Source organism: Pantoea sp. PA1 (assembly GCF_056856975.1).
Genome location: NZ_JBXGEE010000001.1, coordinates 438,858 through 456,893, shown reverse-complemented (window position 1 = coordinate 456,893; position 18,036 = coordinate 438,858). Strand labels below are relative to the sequence as shown.

The following is an 18,036-nucleotide window of genomic DNA, read 5'->3' as shown; positions in this document are numbered from 1 at the left end:
AAAAGGGAAAAAGGCGGCCGGGAGCGCCGTGCAGTCAGGCGGCCTGCACCCGCCTGCACCGGTTCAGCGCGGCGATGCACCGGGGTGGCGCATCGCCGTGGTGGGATTATCGGGGCTTGCCCTCCGCCAGCATGGCGTGGATCAGTGCTTTCAGCGTTTTTTGCAACTGCGCGGCGCGCGCCTGCTGCCAGGCATAAGGCGGGGTTTCATCCATGTAGTTCAGCTGCGCCAGCTCCAGCTGGACGGCCTGAGTCTGCTGCTGCGGCTGACCATAGGCGCGGGTAATGTAACCGCCTTTAAAACGTCCGTTGAGCACCCAGCTGTAGTCGTGCTGCGCGGCGCAGACTGCCTCCAGCGCCGCGCTCATCGCCGGGCTGCAGCTGGCACCGTCATTGGTGCCAAGGTTGATATCGGGCAGGCGGCCTTCAAACAGGCGGGGGATTTCACTGGCGATGGAGTGTGCATCAAACAGCAGTGCATAGCCGTGCTCTGCTTTAAGCCGCGCCAGCTCCTGCTGGATCTGCTGATGGTAAGGCTGCCAGATCTGGTCGATGTAGCCCTGACGCTGAGCCGCATCGGGCGTTTTGCCTGGCAGGAAAGTCGGGGTGCCGTCGAACAGGGTTTCCGGGAACAGACCGGTGGTGGCGGTGGTGTAGAGTGGCTGATTATCGGGCGGGCGATTCAGATCGACCACGAACCGCGAGTAACGCCCGATTAATACACTGGCCCCGAGGTCGCGCACGAAATCATAGAGCTGCGGGATGTGCCAGTCGGTGTCCGGTAAACCGCGCGCGGCGTCGCTCAGTCCGGCGTCCACCTCGGGCGTCAGTTCGGTGCCGGCATGGGGAATACTGACCAGCAGCGGCAGGCTGCCCCGGGTAAATATAAAGGGATTCATTGGGGTTCTCCACGATAGATAACGGTACAGGGCAGCTCACCGCCCAGCCAGTAAACCAGTTCTGCCGGACGGGCCAGCGGCCAGTGAACGAAGTTCGCCACTTTTCCCGCCTCCAGCGAGCCGTGGCTGTCAGCCAGCCCCAGCGCTTTGGCGCCCCACAGGGTCACGCCCGCCAGCGCCTCTTCCGGGGTCATGCCGAACAGGGTGCAGCCCATGTTGAGCATCAGACGCAGCGACAGCGCCGGTGAGGTGCCGGGATTGGCATCGCTGGCCAGCGCCATCGGCACCCCGTGCTGCCGGAAGAGATCCACCGGGGGACGCCGGGTTTCCCGCAGCAGATAGAAAGCGCCCGGCAGCAGCACCGCCACGGTGCCGTGTGCCGCCATCGCTTTCGCATCCTCCTCGGTGGCGTATTCAAGGTGGTCGGCAGAAAGGGCACCATAACGGGCCGCCAGGGCCGCTCCCCCCTGCGCCGAGAGCTGCTCCGCGTGCAGCTTCACCGGCAGACCCAGCGCCACCGCCCGATCAAACACCCGCGCGACCTGCTGCGGTGAAAAGGCGAGATGTTCACAGAAGGCGTCTACCGCATCCGCCAGTCCCAGCGCCTGCACCTGCGGCAGCAGCCGTTCACAGATGATGTCGACCCAGCCCTCCGGGTCATGCTTAAACTCCGGCGGAAAGGCGTGGGCGGCCAGGCAGGTGGCACGGACATCGGCGGCCACGCTCTGCCCCAGCTGGCGAATAGCCCGCAGCATCCGCAGTTCGCTCTCCTCATCCAGCCCGTAGCCGGACTTGATCTCCACCGTGGTGACCCCCTCTGCCAGCAGGCGGTCGAGCCGCCAGCGCGCCGACGCCACCAGCGCCTCCTCCGTGGCGGCGCGGGTCGCCCGTACCGTCGAGAGGATGCCGCCGCCCTGTGCGGCAATGTCGGCATAGCTGACGCCATTCAGGCGCTGTTCAAATTCCTGACTGCGGTCACCGCCAAACACCAGATGGGTATGGCAGTCCACCAGTCCCGGCGTCACGATACCGCCCGGCAGATGATGATGCCGCGCGGCGACGAAGGCGGGCATCTCAGCCGCCGGGCCGACCCACACCAGCTTACCCGCCCGCACCGCCATCGCCCCCTCAGGTATCAGGTGGTACTTTCCGTCCCGCATGGTGACCAGATCCGCCCCGGTCCAGACCGTCTCTACCTGCATATCTTCCGCCATCGCTGCCTCGTGCCTCCACCGTTTACACTGTCTCTTAAAGTATGTATATGTATATACAACTACATCCGACGAGGATCAACCATGGCGACTTTTTTTGCCCCGCGCGCACTGCTGGCGGAGGGCTGGCAGCAGCAGGTACGTATCACGGTCAATCAGGCCGGTTTTATCGACGCTCTTACCCCGGAGAGCCACGCCGATCAGGCGGTGCTGCTCAACGGTGAGGTGATCCCGGCGATCGCTAATCTGCATTCGCACGCCTTTCAGCGCGCCATGGCCGGTCTGGCGGAAGTGGCGGGCGATCCGCAGGACAGCTTCTGGACGTGGCGTGACCGGATGTACCGCATGGTGCAGCGCCTGACGCCGCAGCAGGCGGGCGACATCGCCGCCCTGCTCTACATTGAGATGCTGAAAGGGGGTTACACCCAGGTCGCGGAGTTTCACTATCTGCATCACGATCCCAGCGGCGCGCCCTATGCAGATGACGCCATGATGCAGCAGCTGATCGACGCCGCCGAACTGGCCGGTATCGGCCAGACGCTGCTGCCGGTGCTCTACAGCTACAGTGGCTTTGGCAGCCAGCCTCCAACTGCCGGGCAGAAACGCTTTATTCAGCAGACCGATCGTTATCTGCAACAGCAGGCGCGACTGGATGCGTGGCAGCAGCAGCGGCCCCTGCTGAACCGCGGCCTCTGTTTTCATTCGCTGCGGGCCGTCAGTGAAAGTCAGATGGAGACGGTGCTGGCGGAGAGCGATCCGACGCTGCCGGTGCATATCCATGTGGCGGAGCAGCAGAAAGAGGTGAATGACTCGCTGGCGTGGAGCGGCGAACGCCCGGTGAGCTGGCTGCTGAACCGTTTTGCCGTGGATGCACGCTGGTGCCTGATCCACGCCACTCATCTGGATGAGAGCGAGCTGACGCGCCTCGCCCGCAGCGGTGCGGTTGCCGGTCTCTGCCCCACCACCGAAGCGAATCTCGGTGACGGCATTTTTCCGGCGGGGGAGTATATCGCGCAGGGAGGACGCTGGGGCATCGGCTCCGACAGCCATGTCTCGCTCAGCGCCCAGGAAGAGCTGCGCTGGCTGGAGTATGCGCAGCGACTACGCGATCAGCGCCGCAACCGCATTACCCTGCCCGGCCAGCCGTCGGTCGGCGATCTGCTGTGGCAGCAGGCGGCGGCGGGCGGTGCGCAGGCGTGCGGCATTCAGCAGGGAACGCTGGCGGTGGGGCAGCGCGCCGACTGGCTGGTGCTGCGCGATGAGGCGTGGCTCGGCAGCGTGGAATCTCAGGCGCTGCTGAACCGCTGGCTGTTTGCCGGTCAGCGCGATCAGATTCGGGATGTCTACGTGGCGGGTAAGGCGGTGATCGTCGATGGCGAGCATCCTCATCAGGCGGCGTGTGCCAGACGCTTCCGTCAGGCCATGGCGGCACTGCAATGATCGCCCGCTTCTCTTACGCTGACCTGGCGGTCAGCCGCTGGCGTAATGGCGGAGGCGAAACCCGCGAAATTGTCAGCTTTCCGCCCGGTGCGGAATCCTTTGGCTGGCGCGCCAGCATTGCCACCCTGGCGCAGGATGGCCCCTTCTCAGCCTTTCCGGGCATCGATCGGATCATCACCCTGCTGCACGGCGACCCGGTCCTGCTTACCGCGCCGGGCACAGCGCATCGGTTAATGCCGCAGCAGCCCTGGTCATTTGCCGGCGAACTGGCCCTGACCGCGCAGTTGCAGGGCAGCATCAGTGAAGACTTTAACATTATGACGCGGCGGGAGCAGTGGCAGGCCACGGTTGAGGTGGTTACCGCCCCCGTCAGCAGCCTGCACGGGGTTGCCTGGGTGCTGGCAGGCGCGTGGCGGAGCGACGACGGGAAACAGCTGACCGTCCGACAGGGCGCATGGTGGGTCGATGAGGCGTGCAGTTTCATGCCCGACAGCCGGGACGCCCGGCTGCTGTTTACCCGGCTTAGCCGTGTCCCCTGAAGCGGCCCAGCAGTTTGTAACGTGAGCCGGGATAGAGCAGCCGCGCGTAGGTCACGATTTTGTTGTCGCTCCAGGTCTGACGGCGGATCAGCAGGCAGGGTTCGTGCTCATCCAGCGACAGATGTTTGCGCTGACGCACATCGGGCAGCACCGCCTCGACAATGTGCTCGCCCGCCGTCAGCGGCGCAACCCGCATCAGATAGGTATACGGGGTCATCTGCTGATAATCCTGCGCCAGATAATCGGGGGCGACCAGCGGATTGACCAGCCTGTCCTCCAGCTGTACCGGCAGATCGTTCTCGTAGTGCACAATCAGCGAATGATAGAGCGTCTGTCCGGTGGTCAGTCCCAGCACCGCCGCCTGTTCAGGATCGGCTTTGTTCTGGCCGATAGCGAGAATTTTACAGCTGTGCTGATGACCGCGCTGGGCGATCTCATCGGCGATGTTATGCACCTCCAGCATGGCGGTGTAGCCTTTCATCTCGGCCACGAAGGTGCCGACGCCCTGCATCCGGACCAGAAAGCCTTCGCTGGTCAGTTCACGCAGCGCCCGGTTGATGGTCATGCGGCTGACGCCCAGCTCATTAACCAGTTCACTTTCTGACGGCACACGCTGATTCGCTTTCCACATTCCTTCGCGGATCTGACTGATGATCGCCTGCTTCACCCGCTGATAAATCGGGGCGGGCTCATCGCTCATCGCCGCCGCCAGTTGTGCCAGTGCCGTATGCTCGACCATTTGCTGTTCCTTTTCCTGATAGTGCCTTCAGTTTACTGTCTCACCGCGTGAATGTATATACATCCAGTCCGGCGCGCTGTGCCCCGCTGGTGCAGCGCCCGCCTCCTGATGGTGCAGCCTCCGCCTTCGTTTCCTCATCCACCCGCAGCAGGCGGGCATTCCATTTTTGTGATCGGCCTGGCACGTCCCTTGCTACTTGTATAGACAAGAATAGACACTTATGTTTCACTCGCTTTATCCCGCTGGTTCAGGGCAGGAAAAACCGCTCAGCCGTGCCAGCACACTTGTATAGACAGGAGTAGACTATGTCAGGTTCGTCTCAGGCATTGCGCCTGGTGCCAGGCGAGGTAGACCTCGCCACCTTACGCGCCATCTATCAGGGTCACGTAACGCTGAGCCTCGATGACAGCGCGCGTCAGGCGATTGCAACGGCGCAGCAGACCGTGGAGGCGATCGTCGCCTCCGGCAATGTGGTGTATGGCATTAACACCGGCTTTGGCAAGCTGGCACAGACGCAAATTCCGGCCAGCCGTCTGGCCGATCTGCAACGCAACCTGGTGCTGTCTCACAGCGTCGGGCTGGGGGATCTGCTGCCCGACAATGTCACCCGTCTGGTGGTCGCCACTAAAATCGTCAGCCTGGCCCGCGGTCACTCCGGCGTGCGGATCGAACTGGTGGAGGCGCTGCTGGCGCTGTTCAATGCCGGTGTCATGCCCTGCATTCCGGAAAAAGGATCGGTCGGGGCCTCTGGCGATCTCGCGCCGCTGGCGCACATGTCGCTGATGCTGCTGGGCGAAGGCCAGGTGCGGGTCAATGGCGCGCTGATCCCGGCAACAGAGGGACTGGCAAGCGTGGGCCTGTCGCCCTTTGTGCTCGGGCCGAAAGAGGGGCTGGCGCTGCTTAACGGCACCCAGGTTTCGACCGCGCTGGCGTTGCGCGGCCTGTTTGAAGGGGAGAATCTGTTTGCCGCCGGTCTGATGGCCGGTGCACTGTCGCTGGAGGCGATTAAAGGCTCCCTGAAACCGTTCGACGCCCGTATTCATCAGGCGCGGGGTCAGCAGGGCCAGATTGCGGTCGCGGCCGCCGTCAGCAGCCTGATCGAAGGAAGTGAAATCCTGCAGTCCCACACCCACTGTGGCCGCGTGCAGGACCCCTACTCCATCCGCTGCGTGCCGCAGGTGATGGGTGCCTGCCTGGACAATATCCGCCACGCGGCGCGGATTCTGGAAATCGAAGCGAACGCCGCCTCGGACAATCCGCTGGTGTTCAGCGACAGCGGTGAGGTGATCTCCGGCGGCAACTTCCATGCTGAGCCGGTGGCCTTTGCCGCTGACATCCTGGCGCTGGCGATTGCCGAAGTAGGCGCCATCTCTGAACGGCGGCTGGCGCTGCTGCTGGACAGCGGCTTATCCGGTCTGCCGCCCTTCCTGGTGCGTGACGGCGGCGTGAACTCCGGCTTCATGATCGCCCAGGTCACCGCCGCTGCGCTGGCCTCTGAGAACAAGTCGCTGGCCCATCCGGGCAGCGTCGACAGCCTCCCCACCTCTGCAAACCAGGAAGATCACGTCTCCATGGCGACCTACGCTGCGCGTCGTCTCGGCAGCATGTGCTTTAACAGCGCCGCCGTGGTGGGCATCGAGGCGATGGCTGCCGCGCAGGGTATTGAGTTTAACCGGCCGCTGAAAAGTTCTGCGCTGATTGAGCAGGCGTTAGATGAGATCCGTCAGCAGGTGGCCTTCCTGGAGGAAGATCGCCTGCTGGCACCCGATATCGACGCCATGCGTCAGTGGGCGAGTCGCGCTGACTGGCCTCAGGCATTGACCGCGCTGCTGCCGAGCATGCGCTCCACTTCTTGAATTAAGGAATCTGTAATGAGCGAAACTCTTTCTCAGGCTGTGGCACGTGAGATTCGTGCGCCACACGGCACTACGCTGCACTGCGCTAACTGGCTGATTGAAGCGGCTTACCGCATGATTCAGAACAACCTTGACCCCGATGTGGCCGAGCGGCCGGAGGATCTGGTGGTTTACGGCGGCATCGGGAAGGCGGCACGCAACTGGGAATGCTTCGAGCAGATCCTGCGTTCCCTGCAGCTTCTGCAGCCGGACGAGACCCTGCTGATCCAGAGCGGCAAGCCGGTCGGTGTCTTCCGCACCCACGCCGACGCGCCGCGCGTGCTGCTGGCGAACTCCAACCTGGTGCCGCACTGGGCAAACTGGGATCACTTCCATGAGCTGGATAAAGCGGGCCTGATGATGTACGGCCAGATGACGGCAGGCTCCTGGATCTATATCGGTGCGCAGGGCATCGTGCAGGGCACTTACGAAACCTTTGTCGAGGCGGGACGTCAGCACTACAACAATGACCTGAGCGGACGCTGGATCCTCACCGCCGGACTGGGCGGCATGGGCGGCGCGCAGCCGCTGGCCGGGGTGCTGGCGGGCGCCTGTGTGCTGGCGATTGAGTGCCAGGAGTCGCGCATCGATTTCCGCCTGCGCACCCGCTACGTCGACTACAAAGCTACCACGCTGGATGAGGCGCTGGCGTTAATCAGCGACGCCACCGCCGCAAAAAAAGCGATTTCTGTCGGTCTGCTGGGCAATGCCGCTGAGATTCTGCCGGAGCTGGTAAAACGCGCCAGGGCGGGCGGGCCGAAGCCGGATATCGTGACCGATCAGACCTCGGCGCACGACCCGATCAATGGCTATCTGCCGATTGGCTGGGATCTGGCGCGCTGGGAGCAGGAGCGTGTTTCCCAGCCGAAAGCGGTAGAGAAAGCGGCGCGCGCCTCGATGGCGGTCCACGTCCAGGCGATGCTCGACTTCTGTCATATGGGCATTCCGACCGTGGATTACGGCAACAATATCCGCCAGGTGGCGCTGGATGAGGGTGTCAGCAACGCCTTCGATTTCCCCGGCTTTGTGCCCGCCTATATCCGTCCGCTGTTCTGTGAAGGCAAAGGCCCCTTCCGCTGGGTGGCGCTGTCAGGCGACCCGGAAGATATCTATAAGACCGACGCCCGACTCAAAGAGCTGTTCCCGCATCACAAAACGCTGCATCGCTGGCTCGATATGGCGCAGGAGCGCATCGCCTTCCAGGGACTGCCTGCCCGAATCTGCTGGCTGGGGCTGGGTGAACGGCACCTGGCCGGTCTGGCGTTCAACGAAATGGTGCGCAACGGCGAGCTGAAAGCGCCGGTGGTGATTGGCCGCGACCATCTCGACTGTGGTTCGGTCGCCTCACCGAACCGCGAAACCGAGGCGATGAAAGATGGCTCTGATGCGGTCTCTGACTGGCCGCTGCTGAATGCGCTGCTGAACACCGCAGGCGGCGCGACCTGGGTCAGCCTGCATCATGGCGGCGGCGTGGGTATGGGCTTCTCTCAGCACTCGGGTGTGGTGATTGTCTGTGACGGCAGCAAAGAGGCGGATGCGCGTCTGGGTCGGGTGTTATGGAACGATCCGGCGACCGGAGTGATGCGTCATGCCGACGCCGGGTATGAGCTGGCGCAGCAGTGCGCCGCAGAGCACGACCTGAACCTGCCCATGCAGAAGTAACACCCTGACCGGGGCAGGCCGCAGCCTGCCCCGGCGTTCAACCTCACGCTTCGCACCCGGCGGCAGGCCGCTGACATCACTTCCTTATTACTTATTCCATTTTGATTTAGCCTATAGCCCGATTTAAGCCTGACGGCGATAGACGCCGCGCCAGACGACCTCTAAAGTGAAATCTTCTCATTCTGTATGGAGCGCGACTCTGCATGACCCTTTCCCCTGCCCTGCTTGAAGATGCCCTGCGCTGGCGCCGTGAGTTTCATCGCCACCCCGAATTAGGTTACCAGGAACAGCAAACCAGCCAGTTTATCGCGGAGGAGTTAGCCCGGGCGGGATTGCAGGTGTTTCGTGGCCTGGCGGGCACCGGGGTCATCGGCACGCTGGAGAATGGTCCTGGCCCGGTCATTGGCCTGCGGGCGGACATGGATGCGCTGCCGATCACGGAGAAAGGGGAAGCGGCGTGGCGCTCTGTCACACCGGGCGTGATGCACGCCTGCGGCCACGATGGTCACAGCGCCACGCTGCTGGCCGCTGCCCGCCAGCTGGCCGCGACGCGTCAGTTCAGCGGCACCGTGCATTTCATCTTTCAGCCTGCCGAGGAGAACCTCGGTGGCGCACGCAGAATGGTGGAAGAGGGACTGTTCCAGCGCTTCCCGATGGATGCCATCTACGCGATGCATAACTGGCCGGGGCTGCCGCTGGGGTCACTGGCGGTGAATCCCGGCGCCATGATGGCGTCGCTGGACTCGTTTGAAATCACCCTGCACGGCAAAAGCTGCCACGCGGCGATGCCGGAAAGCGGAGCCGATCCGATGGTGGTCGCCGCCGAGCTGATTCTGGCGCTGCAGACGATCCCGTCGCGTCGCCTGTCACCGCTCGCCTCAGCGGTGGTGAGCGTGACCCAGATCCACGGTGGCGAGGCGATTAACGTTATCCCGGAGCAGATTGTGCTGCGCGGCACGGTGCGCTGTCTGCAGACCAGCGTGCGCGATAAGGTGCGCGGACTGATTGATGAGTTTGTGGCGACTCTGCCGCGTCCGTTTGGCGTCAGTGGTGAAGTGCACTGGTTGCCGGGCTATCCGGTGACCGCTAACCATGCGCTGCCCGCTGAGCAGGTGCGCAAGGTGGCGCTGGCGACGCTGGGTGCCGGACAGGTTCACTGGCAGGTGAATCCGTCGATGGCGTCGGAAGATTTTGCCTGCATGCTGGAAGCCTGCCCTGGCGCTTACTTCTGGCTGGGCGCAGATGGAGAAACCCCCTCTGCGCCGCTGCACAACGCCCGCTATGATTTCAACGACGCGCTGCTGCCGATTGGCATCCGTTTCTGGCAGGATCTGGTGGAACAGGCCCTGCCGCAATCCTGAGTCAGTAACCGGCGGCGCGGATCTGCTCCTCCGCCGCCGCCAGTGAATCGCACTGACCGCTGGCGCGCAGGCAGCAGGCGATCTGCAGCCGCAGCGACGCGGGCAGCGGGCGCTGCTGATTCAGCACCTCCTCAATCCAGCGCGCCGTCACCTCTGCCGTTTTATCTGCCGGCAGCTCAACGGCTACTTCTGGCTGACGCTCCACCCAGACTTCGGTTTCGGCTCCCGCGCCCTGAATCATGCTGATCGCCGGGCAGCGCTGCGGATTCGCATACACTTCCCCTTCGGTGCCATTAAGTAGCAGGGCTGGCGCATCGATGTCGCTGAAGAATTTCGCCACACGCGGCACATACTCCGGATGCGAGACGCTCGACAGACGCAGCGCCGCCCGCTCCGCAAACGGGGTCGCCAGTTTTGCCAGCGTGTGCGCACTGTTACGCACGCCCATTCGCCAGCGCAGAGACAGCTGCTTCGCCATCGGCGGGCAGAGGTGATCGATGGTGATAAAGGCCAGCTCGCCCTGATTCAGTCTGGCCTGCGCCGCCTCTGCCGTCGTGACCGGTGCGATGCCAAGCGCCGCAAACACCGCCTCGCTGGTAATGCGCGTCGCGTCGTCGCTGACGCCATGCACCAGCACCGGAAAGCCGAATTTTACCAGCAGCAGCGCCAGCAGAGGCGTCAGGTTGCCCTGACGACGGGCACCGTTGTAGCTGGGGATCACGATCGGCATGGGCCGGTTTTCCGGCGCACGCAGCTGCATCATCTGCGCCTGCATCGCCTGATAAAAGCCGCGCATCTCCGCTTCGCCTTCGCCTTTGATGCGCAGCGCAATCAGGATACCGCCCAGTTCCAGATCGGGCACCTCGCCCGCCAGCATGGCGCTGTAGAGCGCCACGGCACTCTCAAAATCGATATCGCGGGCATGATTTTTACCGCGACCAATCTCTTTAATAATTTTATTCAGTTCCATCACTCGCTTCCGGTTAAGTGCGCGGCTCAGCGCCGCGTAGGACGTCGTTTTCGCACGCTGGTTTTGGGCACCACGGCGGCCGGTATCGCTTCCGGCTCGGGCGCTGCCGGCTGCTCAATCGGGAAGACGGGCAGCGCCGCCAGCAGGCGGCTGCCGTAAGCTTTGCTCAGCAACCGGCGGTCATAAATCACGATCTCGCCATAGCATTGATGGCTGCGAATCAGGCGTCCGACCTGCTGAATCAGGGTAAATGAGGCGCTGGGCAGACTCTGCACCTCAAACGGATAGCGCTTCAGGCTTTTCAGCCACTCGCCTTCGGTCAAAATTACCGGACTGTCTACCGGGGGAAAAGCGATTTTGTGAATATGCACCTGACTCAGCAGATCGCCTTTCAGATCCAGGCCTTCAGCGAAGGATTGCAGGCCAATCAGAATACTGGTTTCGCCTTTAGCAACCCGCTGCCGGTGCAGATCGACCAGGCGGCTGCGCGGCTGATCGCCCTGCACCAGCATCGACAGCCGCAGATCGGGCAGCGAGGTGACAAACTGCTGCATCGCCCGGTTGCTGGCAAACAGCACCAGCACCCCTTTGTGCTTTTTCTCTTTCATCTGCTGGCGGAAGAAACCGGCCATTTCGGCGATATGCTCCGCCTCGTGCGACATCAGGGGTTCATAGCGCATCTGCGGGATGACCAGCTTGCCCTGCTCGACGTGGTTGAACGGGGAGTCGAGCGCCACAAAGCGGTCGCCCGCTTTTTCGCTCAGTCCCGACATCTCCTGCAGGCGGTTGAAGCTGTTGAGCGAACGCAGCGTGGCGGAGGTGACCACCACATGCGGGATTTTGCGCCACAGCATCTTCTCCAGCTGATCGCTGACGCGGATACCGGCGCAGTGAAACAGCAGATGCGCCTGCCCTTCGCGCAGCTCACGGGTGATCCATTTTGAAACCGGCGCACCGGAGGCTTTCTCCATTGCCGCCAGCCGCCACAGTTTGCTGATCGATTCGAACCAGCCAAACTGGCGATTGAGCTGCAGCAGATTACGGTGCAGCCGCACGACGTCGACCTTGCCCGTCTGCTCGCTCAGCGCATTGATCAGGCCTTCACTCAGCCCGCGCAGCGCGTCACTGAGTTTAAACAGCCGGGCGCAGAGGTCGAGTAACTCCTGCGGCAGCGCCCCAAGCACAAAGCGATATTCGCCCGGCTGGTTATGGGGCGGCAGCAGCGGATTCAGCGCCTGGGCGGTCACCGTAAGCAGTTCGCGCAGCTCATCGCAGTGCGCTTTCAGCCTTTCCGGGTTTGCCAGCGGCGGCGGCGATTTCGGCCGCATCTGGGTCATGATGCCGTCGACCAGCCGGATAAAGAGATCGAGCTGCAGGCTGCTCCAGCCCGGCGTGATATCGGCGCTCATCTCCAGCGCATCGCGGGCCACTTCCGGCAGATGATGCCCTTCATCCAGCACCAGCATCAGGTTTTTAGCGGGCGGCAGTACCGACTCATTCTCCATCGCGGCCATCACCAGCGCATGGTTCGCCACCACCACATCCACCTGCTCAATCTCGCGGCGCGCGACAAAAAAGGGGCATTCACGATACCAGCGGCAGTGCGCGCCCAGGCAGCTCGCCTTGTCGGTGGAGAGCCGCTGCCACAGGCTGTCGCTGATGTTCTCCTCGCTGTGATCGCGCAGGCCATCCCACTGATAGCGATCCAGCGACTTCTGCAGGCGGCCACACTGCGTCTGCTCCTCTTTGGTGCTGCTGACGGCGTCGTCGTCCAGATAGAGCAGCAGATCGCCCTGCTGATCGTCATCGGCTGCCAGCGCGGCCAGATTGCGCGGACAGACATAGCGTCCGCGTCCAAAGGCGGCAGTAAAGGTCAGATCGGGAATGATTTTTTTAAGCAGCGGCAGATCTTTGGTGAAGATCTGATCCTGCAGTGCCACGTTGGCGGTGCTGATCACCAGCCGTTTTTCCTGGGCGCGGCTGGCCGCGATACCGGGAATAAGATAGGAGAGCGTTTTGCCCACGCCGGTCGGCGCTTCCACCGCCAGGTGGCGCGCATCGTCGCCAGCCAGACATTTTGCCACTTCGGCGATCATCTGACGCTGCGGCGCACGCGGAATGAAATCAGGCACCTGCTGCGAAAGCGCTTTATACCACTGCGCTATCTGGCTTTTTACTGCGGCTGTCAGGGCCATGAGTTGCGTTACCACACCGAAAAAATGGCCTGTATTTTTACACAGTATCCCGGCGGCGTCAGCTTTCGTGCTGAATTTTTCGTGCGCCGTCGGAAATTTCAGCGGATATCGCGGAGGCGTTCAGCGCCGGGTCGTCCGGCGCAGAAGCAGGCTACGCCAGCACCTTATACATATAGGTGGTGGCATCCAGCACGCCTGCCGTCGACTCGGCATAAAAGGGGATCGACCCTGCCACCTGCCAGCCCAGCGAGCGATAGAGATCGCTGGCAACGTCACCGCTGCGGGTATCCAGCACCAGCAGCGTTTTGCCCTGCCCGCGGGCCAGCTGCTCAGCGCGCTGCATCAGTTCGCGGGCAATCCCCTGACGCCGCGCCTGCGGATGCACCAGCAGCTTGCTGACGTCGGCCCGATGGCGGCCATTCGGCATCGCGCTGCGACTGAGGATCACCGTCGCCACAATCCGGTTGTGCTGACGCGCCACCAGCAGTTCGCTCTCCCCGCTGGTCAGACTGGCTACCCGCTGCTGCCAGAAGCGCGTCATCACCGCCACATCGGCGGCATCCACGAATCCGACACTGGCGCCATCGGCCACGCAGGCCTGAAGCACTGCCGTCAGCCCATCGATCTCCTGTTGTGCCTGTTCAGGTGAAAGCCTCTGATAATCGATCATGGTTTTGCCACCGCCAGCAGATAGTGTGCGCCTTCGGTCAGATGCGCCTCGAAAGCCGATTTTCCGGTGAGGTGAAAGCGTAAACAGTCACCGGGCTTCAGCGTCCACTGCTGTTCGGCCACCGATACGGTCAGGCCGCCTGCCTGAAGCAGGATATGTTGCTCCAGTCCCTGGATGGGTGGCGCATCATATTCAATGCGTGCACCAGGCCGTAATTTGCCCTCTACCAGTTCGCATCTAAAATGAAGTGCGGGCGGTGAAACATTGCGGCGGATAAAACCGCTGGACGAGTCATGCCAGACCGGTTGCTGATCATAAGGCACCAGCAGACTCGACGACTCCTCAACCTCACTCAGCAGGCGAGACATGGTTAATCCGTAGGCGGCACACAGCCGGTTAAGCAATGCGGCAGTAGGGCTGGTCTCGCTTCGCTCAATGCGCGATAATGACGCGCGACTGATGCCGGTGGCGACAGAAAGTTCATCCAGTGACCAGCCGCGTTGCAGGCGTAATTCTGCCAGCCTTACCGCCAGTCGTTGCTCCGTATTCAGCTCCGGCATGGTATTTTCTCATATAAGGGAATTATTCTCTGAAATGAGATATAGCTAAAAACAGGCGTATCAGTCAAGTTGTACATTGCGAAATGTATTGTACAACTTAACTGGCTTCGTTATGGTAATCGCACTCAGACCAATCGAAAGAGGCATTTATGACCTTATACAGTATCGGTGACGTCGCCGAGCGCTGTGGCATAAACCCAGTCACCCTGCGCGCCTGGCAGCGTCGTTATGGCTTGCTGAAGCCACAGCGCACCGAAGGCGGGCATCGTCAGTTTGATGAAGAAGATGTACAGCGCATCGAAGAGATCATGCGCTGGATTGAAAGCGGCGTGCCGGTCGGTAAAGTCAAGGCACTGCTGGAAGGGGGCGACGTGGATGCCCATGATGGCTGGACAACCCTGCAGGATGAGCTGATCAGCGTTCTGCGCCACGTCAGACCCGCAAAACTTCGTAACAAAATTGCCGCGATTGGCCGCGAGCATCCGATTGATGCGCTGATCGACCACGTTTTTATGCCGGTGCGCCAGAAGCTGAGTCTGGACCAGAACACCGCCCGCACGATGTGCAGCCTGCTGGATGGCCTGCTGATCGACTATGTCGCGTTCTGCCTGACGGGCAGCCGCAAAAAATCGGGCAAGGATGCGCTGATCATCGGCTGGGGTATCGAGGATCGCACCCGCATCTGGCTGGAGGGCTGGCGTCTGTCGCAGCACGGCTGGCGGATTGATGTACTGGCCGAACCGCTGGACGTGCCGCGTCCTGAACTCTTTCCCGGCATGAACATGTTTGTCTTTACCGGTAAAAAACTGACCCGTCGTCAGCAGGAACAGCTGTCACACTGGCAGGAACAGGGCTATTCCGTGCGGTTGCACGAACCCGCCTGATAACAAAAAACGCACGCCGGGCGCTTTGCCTGCTGCCTCGCGCGCGCTATTATCCCCGCCTCACTGTTAACACGCTCAGGTTTTCTCCATGAACTGCAAAAAAGCCTTTTTCGCCACGCTCTTTTTTATCATGGCCGTCGGCGGCACCAGCGGACTGATGCTGGTCGGATACTCTCTCATCGTTCACTCACGCTAAGCCAGCGTTGCAGGCGCTCAAACAGGCGGTCGCTGACGATAGCCAGCAGCGCCACCAGCAACGCCCCCTGAATCACATACGCCGTATTAAAACCGCTTAAGCCGATAATCACCGGTGACCCCAGACTTTTCGCCCCGACCGTCGAGGCGATGGCGGCGGTGCCGATATTAATGATCACCGAGGTGCGTATTCCGGCGATGATCACCGGCGCAGCCAGCGCCAGTTCGATCTGCCACAGCCGCTGCCAGGGGCTCATACCCAGCCCGGTAGCGATCTCCCGGCTGCTGGCGGGCACGCTGTCGAGTCCGGCCAGCGTGCCCTGTAAAATCGGCAGTAACCCATAGAGCAGCAGCGCAACGACGGCGGGCCAGGTCCCAAAGCCCATCACCGGCACGGCAATCGCCAGCACGGCCACCGGCGGAATCGTCTGCCCCGCCGCCACGATCGTCTCCATCAGCGGCCGGAAGGCGCGACCGGCGTGCCGCGTGACCAGCACGCCGCTGCCGATGCCCAGAACGATCGCCAGCAGGCTGGCCGTGATCACCAGCAGCAGATGCGCCAGCGTCAGCTGCCAGAAGCTCTCCTGCTGATAGAGTGGCCGCGCCAGGTCGGGAAACCATGTGTGAAACAGCGGCCCGCTGTAGGGCATCAGGGCCAGCAGCGCGCCGTAGAGCAGCACCAGCCACAGCAGCGGATCTTTCAGCCAGCGCATGCTAATCCCTCGCGCAGTTGCAGCAGATCGCTAAAGTGCAGCACGCCCAGCGGCTGCTGCTGATCGTCGACCACCGGCAGTTTATCGGTGCGCCGGGTGATAAACTGCGACAGGGCGTCACGCAGCGTCAGCGTCGCGGCGATGGGTTCGCCCGTCAGCCACTCGCCGCGCCGGACGGCATCTCCGGCGTGCTCCAGCGACAGCAGTCTTACCCCCATTTCCGTGCGACCAAAGAAGTCGCGGACAAAATCATTTTCTGGCCGGGTCAGCAGCTCCACCGGCCTGCCCTGCTGAACAATCCCACCGTTATCCATCAGCACGATGCGATCCGCCAGGGTCAGCGCCTCGTCGATGTCATGGGTCACCAGCACGATGGTGCGCCCCGACAGCCGGTGGATACGCAGCATCTCCTGCTGCAGCGCGCCTCGCGTTACCGGATCGAGCGCCCCGAACGGCTCATCCATCAGCAGCACCTCCGGATCGGCGGCCAGCGCTCGCGCCACGCCGACCCGCTGCTGCTGCCCGCCGGAGAGCTGATGCGGATAGCGCTTCAGCAACTGTGCGTCCAGATTCAGCAGCGCCAGCAGCGCCGTGATGCGTTCGTTGATCTGCGCGCGGGGCCAGCCCAGCAGTTCAGGCACCGTGGCGATATTCTTCTGCACCGTCCAGTGCGGAAACAGTCCGATCGACTGGATGGCATAGCCCATGCGTCGCCGCAGCGTGCGGGCATTCAGTTGGCGAATTGATTCACCGGCAAAGCGGATATCACCGCTGTCGAACTCCACCAGCCGGTTGATCATCTTTAGGGTGGTTGATTTACCGGAGCCGGAGGTGCCGAGCAGCACGCAGAACTCCCCTTCCGCCACCTGTAACGACAGATCTTTTACCGCCGTTTTGCCGTTAAAGGCGCGGGAAACGCCCCTGAACTCAATCATCTTTTCTCTCCAGCAGTGAGATCAGCAGGCGGAACAGCGCATCGATCGCCACCGCCAGCGCGATCACCGGGATCACCCCCAGCAGCACCAGATCGAGCGCGCTGCTTAACAGGCCCTGAAAAATAATCGCACCAAAGCCGCCTGCCCCAATCAGCGCGGCGACCACCGCCATACCCAGCGTCTGTACCACCACTACCCGCAGACCCGCCAGCCAGACCGGCAGCGCCAGCGGCACATCGACGGCGACAAACTGCTGCCAGCCGCTCATCCCCGTGCCGCGCGCGCTTTCGCGCACCTCGTGTGGCACCTGCTGCAGCCCCACCACCACGCTGCGTACCAGCGGCAGCAGGGCGTAGAGCACCAGGGCGATCAGCGCCGGGGCCATGCCGATGCCGCTGATGCCCCAGGCCCCGAGCCACGGAAAGTGATTTGCCAGTCCGGCCAGTGGCGCAATCAGCAGGCCAAACAGCGCCACCGACGGCACCGTCTGGATCACATTCAGCACGCCAAAGACGCCGCTCTGCCAGCCTGGCCGCCGGAACAGCAGGACCCCCAGCGGCAGCGCTATCAGCAACGCCGGCAGCACCGTGCCGGCCAGCAGCGTGAGATGGCGTCCCAGTGCGGCATCAAACACCGCATGGCGGTTGGCATACTCTTTCAGCAGGGAGAGGTCGCTGAGCTGACCGCTGAAGAGCAGCAGCAGAGGCAGCAGCCAGACCTGCAGATTGAGCAGCAGCTGAGCCAGCCGGTGACGGGTGATCTGCCGCACCCGATCGGTGATCAGCAGCAGGAGCAGCGCGCCGCTGCACCACAGGCCGCTGGCAAAGCTGGTACGTGCCAGACGACTGCCCTGCTGGCTGAGCAGCGTGGCCTGATGACCACTGAGCCAGAGGATCGCGGTCAGCATCAGCTGCGCTGCCAGCAGCGCCAGCGCCAGGTTTACCCGCGTCGGCGGCCGCCATAACAGCAGCCAGAGCGTCAGCAGCGGCACAAGCAGCAGCCCGAACCGGCTGATCTGCGAGCCCATCAGCGGTTCCCCGGCCACCAGCCGGTTCGGGGCGAAGTTAAGAAACGGCAGCGCCGCCAGCGCCAGGCTCAGCAGCGTCAGCAGCAGCAGGGCCACCGGCTGCTGTAGCGGGCGACGTATCGCTTCCCGCGATAACACCATC

16 protein-coding genes are annotated in these 18,036 nt (G+C 62.7%); 6 read left to right on the top strand and 10 right to left on the bottom strand.

Annotation, left to right across the window (positions count from 1 at the left end; genetic code table 11):
* Positions 1 to 106: 106 nt before the first annotated feature.
* Positions 107 to 898, bottom strand: coding sequence for an N-formylglutamate deformylase (gene hutG / locus AC1V0D_RS02405; RefSeq protein ID WP_482906927.1), 792 nt, complete (start codon positions 896 to 898; stop codon positions 107 to 109).
* Entirely contained in the window at positions 895 to 2,112 is a 1,218-nt protein-coding gene (gene hutI, locus AC1V0D_RS02400) for an imidazolonepropionase (protein ID WP_482906926.1), read from the bottom strand. Before hutI ends, hutG begins: the two co-directional genes overlap by 4 nt.
* Before the next feature lie 81 nt (positions 2,113 to 2,193).
* Here hutI and AC1V0D_RS02395 point away from each other — a divergent pair, with 81 nt between their 5' ends.
* Both AC1V0D_RS02395 and AC1V0D_RS02390 read left to right on the top strand, forming a co-directional pair.
* Complete coding sequence (locus tag AC1V0D_RS02395; protein WP_482906925.1) at positions 2,194 to 3,549, top strand: formimidoylglutamate deiminase; 1,356 nt, start codon at positions 2,194 to 2,196, stop codon at positions 3,547 to 3,549.
* Positions 3,546 to 4,088 carry a HutD/Ves family protein gene (locus tag AC1V0D_RS02390; protein ID WP_267372509.1) on the top strand — a complete coding sequence of 181 codons (543 nt, stop codon included), beginning with the start codon at positions 3,546 to 3,548 and terminating at the stop codon, positions 4,086 to 4,088. Before AC1V0D_RS02395 ends, AC1V0D_RS02390 begins: the two co-directional genes overlap by 4 nt.
* Here the strand turns inward: AC1V0D_RS02390 and hutC are convergent.
* The gene (hutC, locus tag AC1V0D_RS02385) at positions 4,072 to 4,827 is read right to left on the bottom strand and encodes a histidine utilization repressor (protein ID WP_009091253.1); all 756 of its coding nucleotides are present in this window, start codon (positions 4,825 to 4,827) and stop codon (positions 4,072 to 4,074) included. The two genes, AC1V0D_RS02390 and hutC, sit on opposite strands and share 17 nt — an antisense overlap.
* A 305-nt stretch (positions 4,828 to 5,132) precedes the next feature.
* On the opposite strand from hutC, the gene hutH reads away from it, so the two are divergent.
* From hutH to AC1V0D_RS02370, 3 genes are all read left to right on the top strand, one after another.
* Positions 5,133 to 6,683, top strand: a complete 1,551-nt coding sequence (gene hutH, locus AC1V0D_RS02380; RefSeq protein WP_046101485.1) for a histidine ammonia-lyase — start codon at positions 5,133 to 5,135, stop codon at positions 6,681 to 6,683.
* 15 nt (positions 6,684 to 6,698) lie between these two features.
* Positions 6,699 to 8,384: a urocanate hydratase gene (hutU, locus tag AC1V0D_RS02375; protein ID WP_150029455.1), complete on the top strand. Its 1,686-nt coding sequence runs from the start codon at positions 6,699 to 6,701 to the stop codon at positions 8,382 to 8,384.
* A 203-nt stretch (positions 8,385 to 8,587) separates the two neighbouring features.
* The gene (locus AC1V0D_RS02370) at positions 8,588 to 9,745 is read left to right on the top strand and encodes a M20 aminoacylase family protein (protein ID WP_482906924.1); all 1,158 of its coding nucleotides are present in this window, start codon (positions 8,588 to 8,590) and stop codon (positions 9,743 to 9,745) included.
* A 1-nt stretch (position 9,746) separates the two neighbouring features.
* Here AC1V0D_RS02370 and ybiB read toward each other — a convergent pair whose 3' ends face one another.
* From ybiB to AC1V0D_RS02350, 4 genes are all read right to left on the bottom strand, one after another.
* On the bottom strand, positions 9,747 to 10,715 hold the full coding sequence (gene ybiB / locus AC1V0D_RS02365; RefSeq protein WP_482906923.1) for a DNA-binding protein YbiB: 969 nt from the start codon (positions 10,713 to 10,715) through the stop codon (positions 9,747 to 9,749).
* Between the two features lie 26 nt (positions 10,716 to 10,741).
* Complete coding sequence (gene dinG / locus AC1V0D_RS02360; RefSeq protein WP_482906922.1) at positions 10,742 to 12,910, bottom strand: ATP-dependent DNA helicase DinG; 2,169 nt, start codon at positions 12,908 to 12,910, stop codon at positions 10,742 to 10,744.
* Positions 12,911 to 13,061: 151 nt separating this feature from the next.
* Positions 13,062 to 13,580: a GNAT family N-acetyltransferase gene (locus AC1V0D_RS02355; protein WP_111208964.1), complete on the bottom strand. Its 519-nt coding sequence runs from the start codon at positions 13,578 to 13,580 to the stop codon at positions 13,062 to 13,064.
* Positions 13,577 to 14,140 carry a helix-turn-helix transcriptional regulator gene (locus AC1V0D_RS02350; protein WP_111208963.1) on the bottom strand — a complete coding sequence of 188 codons (564 nt, stop codon included), beginning with the start codon at positions 14,138 to 14,140 and terminating at the stop codon, positions 13,577 to 13,579. The genes AC1V0D_RS02355 and AC1V0D_RS02350 overlap by 4 nt, the downstream gene beginning before the upstream one ends.
* A gap of 149 nt (positions 14,141 to 14,289) precedes the next feature.
* On the opposite strand from AC1V0D_RS02350, the gene AC1V0D_RS02345 reads away from it, so the two are divergent.
* Positions 14,290 to 15,024, top strand: a complete 735-nt coding sequence (locus AC1V0D_RS02345) for a MerR family transcriptional regulator (RefSeq protein WP_009091268.1) — start codon at positions 14,290 to 14,292, stop codon at positions 15,022 to 15,024.
* A 176-nt stretch (positions 15,025 to 15,200) separates the two neighbouring features.
* On the opposite strand, the gene AC1V0D_RS02340 is transcribed toward AC1V0D_RS02345, so the two are convergent.
* From AC1V0D_RS02340 to AC1V0D_RS02330, 3 genes are read right to left on the bottom strand one after another with little or no spacing between them, the layout of a single operon-like run.
* Positions 15,201 to 15,932: an ABC transporter permease gene (locus AC1V0D_RS02340; protein WP_140924501.1), complete on the bottom strand. Its 732-nt coding sequence runs from the start codon at positions 15,930 to 15,932 to the stop codon at positions 15,201 to 15,203.
* On the bottom strand, positions 15,920 to 16,867 hold the full coding sequence (locus AC1V0D_RS02335; protein WP_046101478.1) for an ABC transporter ATP-binding protein: 948 nt from the start codon (positions 16,865 to 16,867) through the stop codon (positions 15,920 to 15,922). Before AC1V0D_RS02335 ends, AC1V0D_RS02340 begins: the two co-directional genes overlap by 13 nt.
* Positions 16,860 to 18,035 carry an ABC transporter permease gene (locus tag AC1V0D_RS02330; RefSeq protein ID WP_482906921.1) on the bottom strand — a complete coding sequence of 392 codons (1,176 nt, stop codon included), beginning with the start codon at positions 18,033 to 18,035 and terminating at the stop codon, positions 16,860 to 16,862. The genes AC1V0D_RS02335 and AC1V0D_RS02330 overlap by 8 nt, the downstream gene beginning before the upstream one ends.
* Position 18,036 lies beyond the last annotated feature (1 nt).

Bases quoted from the DNA above. Each gene is read 5' to 3' on its own strand.
- AC1V0D_RS02355 (WP_111208964.1), bottom strand. From the start codon at position 13,580: ATGATCGATTATCAGAGGCTTTCACCTGAACAGGCACAACAGGAGATC.
- AC1V0D_RS02345 (WP_009091268.1), top strand. From the start codon at position 14,290: ATGACCTTATACAGTATCGGTGACGTCGCCGAGCGCTGTGGCATAAAC.
- dinG (WP_482906922.1), bottom strand. From the start codon at position 12,910: ATGGCCCTGACAGCCGCAGTAAAAAGCCAGATAGCGCAGTGGTATAAA.
- AC1V0D_RS02350 (WP_111208963.1), bottom strand. From the start codon at position 14,140: ATGCCGGAGCTGAATACGGAGCAACGACTGGCGGTAAGGCTGGCAGAA.
- hutH (WP_046101485.1), top strand. From the start codon at position 5,133: ATGTCAGGTTCGTCTCAGGCATTGCGCCTGGTGCCAGGCGAGGTAGAC.
- hutG (WP_482906927.1), bottom strand. From the start codon at position 898: ATGAATCCCTTTATATTTACCCGGGGCAGCCTGCCGCTGCTGGTCAGT.
- hutC (WP_009091253.1), bottom strand. From the start codon at position 4,827: ATGGTCGAGCATACGGCACTGGCACAACTGGCGGCGGCGATGAGCGAT.
- AC1V0D_RS02335 (WP_046101478.1), bottom strand. From the start codon at position 16,867: ATGATTGAGTTCAGGGGCGTTTCCCGCGCCTTTAACGGCAAAACGGCG.
- AC1V0D_RS02370 (WP_482906924.1), top strand. From the start codon at position 8,588: ATGACCCTTTCCCCTGCCCTGCTTGAAGATGCCCTGCGCTGGCGCCGT.
- AC1V0D_RS02340 (WP_140924501.1), bottom strand. From the start codon at position 15,932: ATGCGCTGGCTGAAAGATCCGCTGCTGTGGCTGGTGCTGCTCTACGGC.
- AC1V0D_RS02390 (WP_267372509.1), top strand. From the start codon at position 3,546: ATGATCGCCCGCTTCTCTTACGCTGACCTGGCGGTCAGCCGCTGGCGT.
- ybiB (WP_482906923.1), bottom strand. From the start codon at position 10,715: ATGGAACTGAATAAAATTATTAAAGAGATTGGTCGCGGTAAAAATCAT.
- hutU (WP_150029455.1), top strand. From the start codon at position 6,699: ATGAGCGAAACTCTTTCTCAGGCTGTGGCACGTGAGATTCGTGCGCCA.
- hutI (WP_482906926.1), bottom strand. From the start codon at position 2,112: ATGGCGGAAGATATGCAGGTAGAGACGGTCTGGACCGGGGCGGATCTG.
- AC1V0D_RS02395 (WP_482906925.1), top strand. From the start codon at position 2,194: ATGGCGACTTTTTTTGCCCCGCGCGCACTGCTGGCGGAGGGCTGGCAG.
- AC1V0D_RS02330 (WP_482906921.1), bottom strand. From the start codon at position 18,035: ATGGTGTTATCGCGGGAAGCGATACGTCGCCCGCTACAGCAGCCGGTG.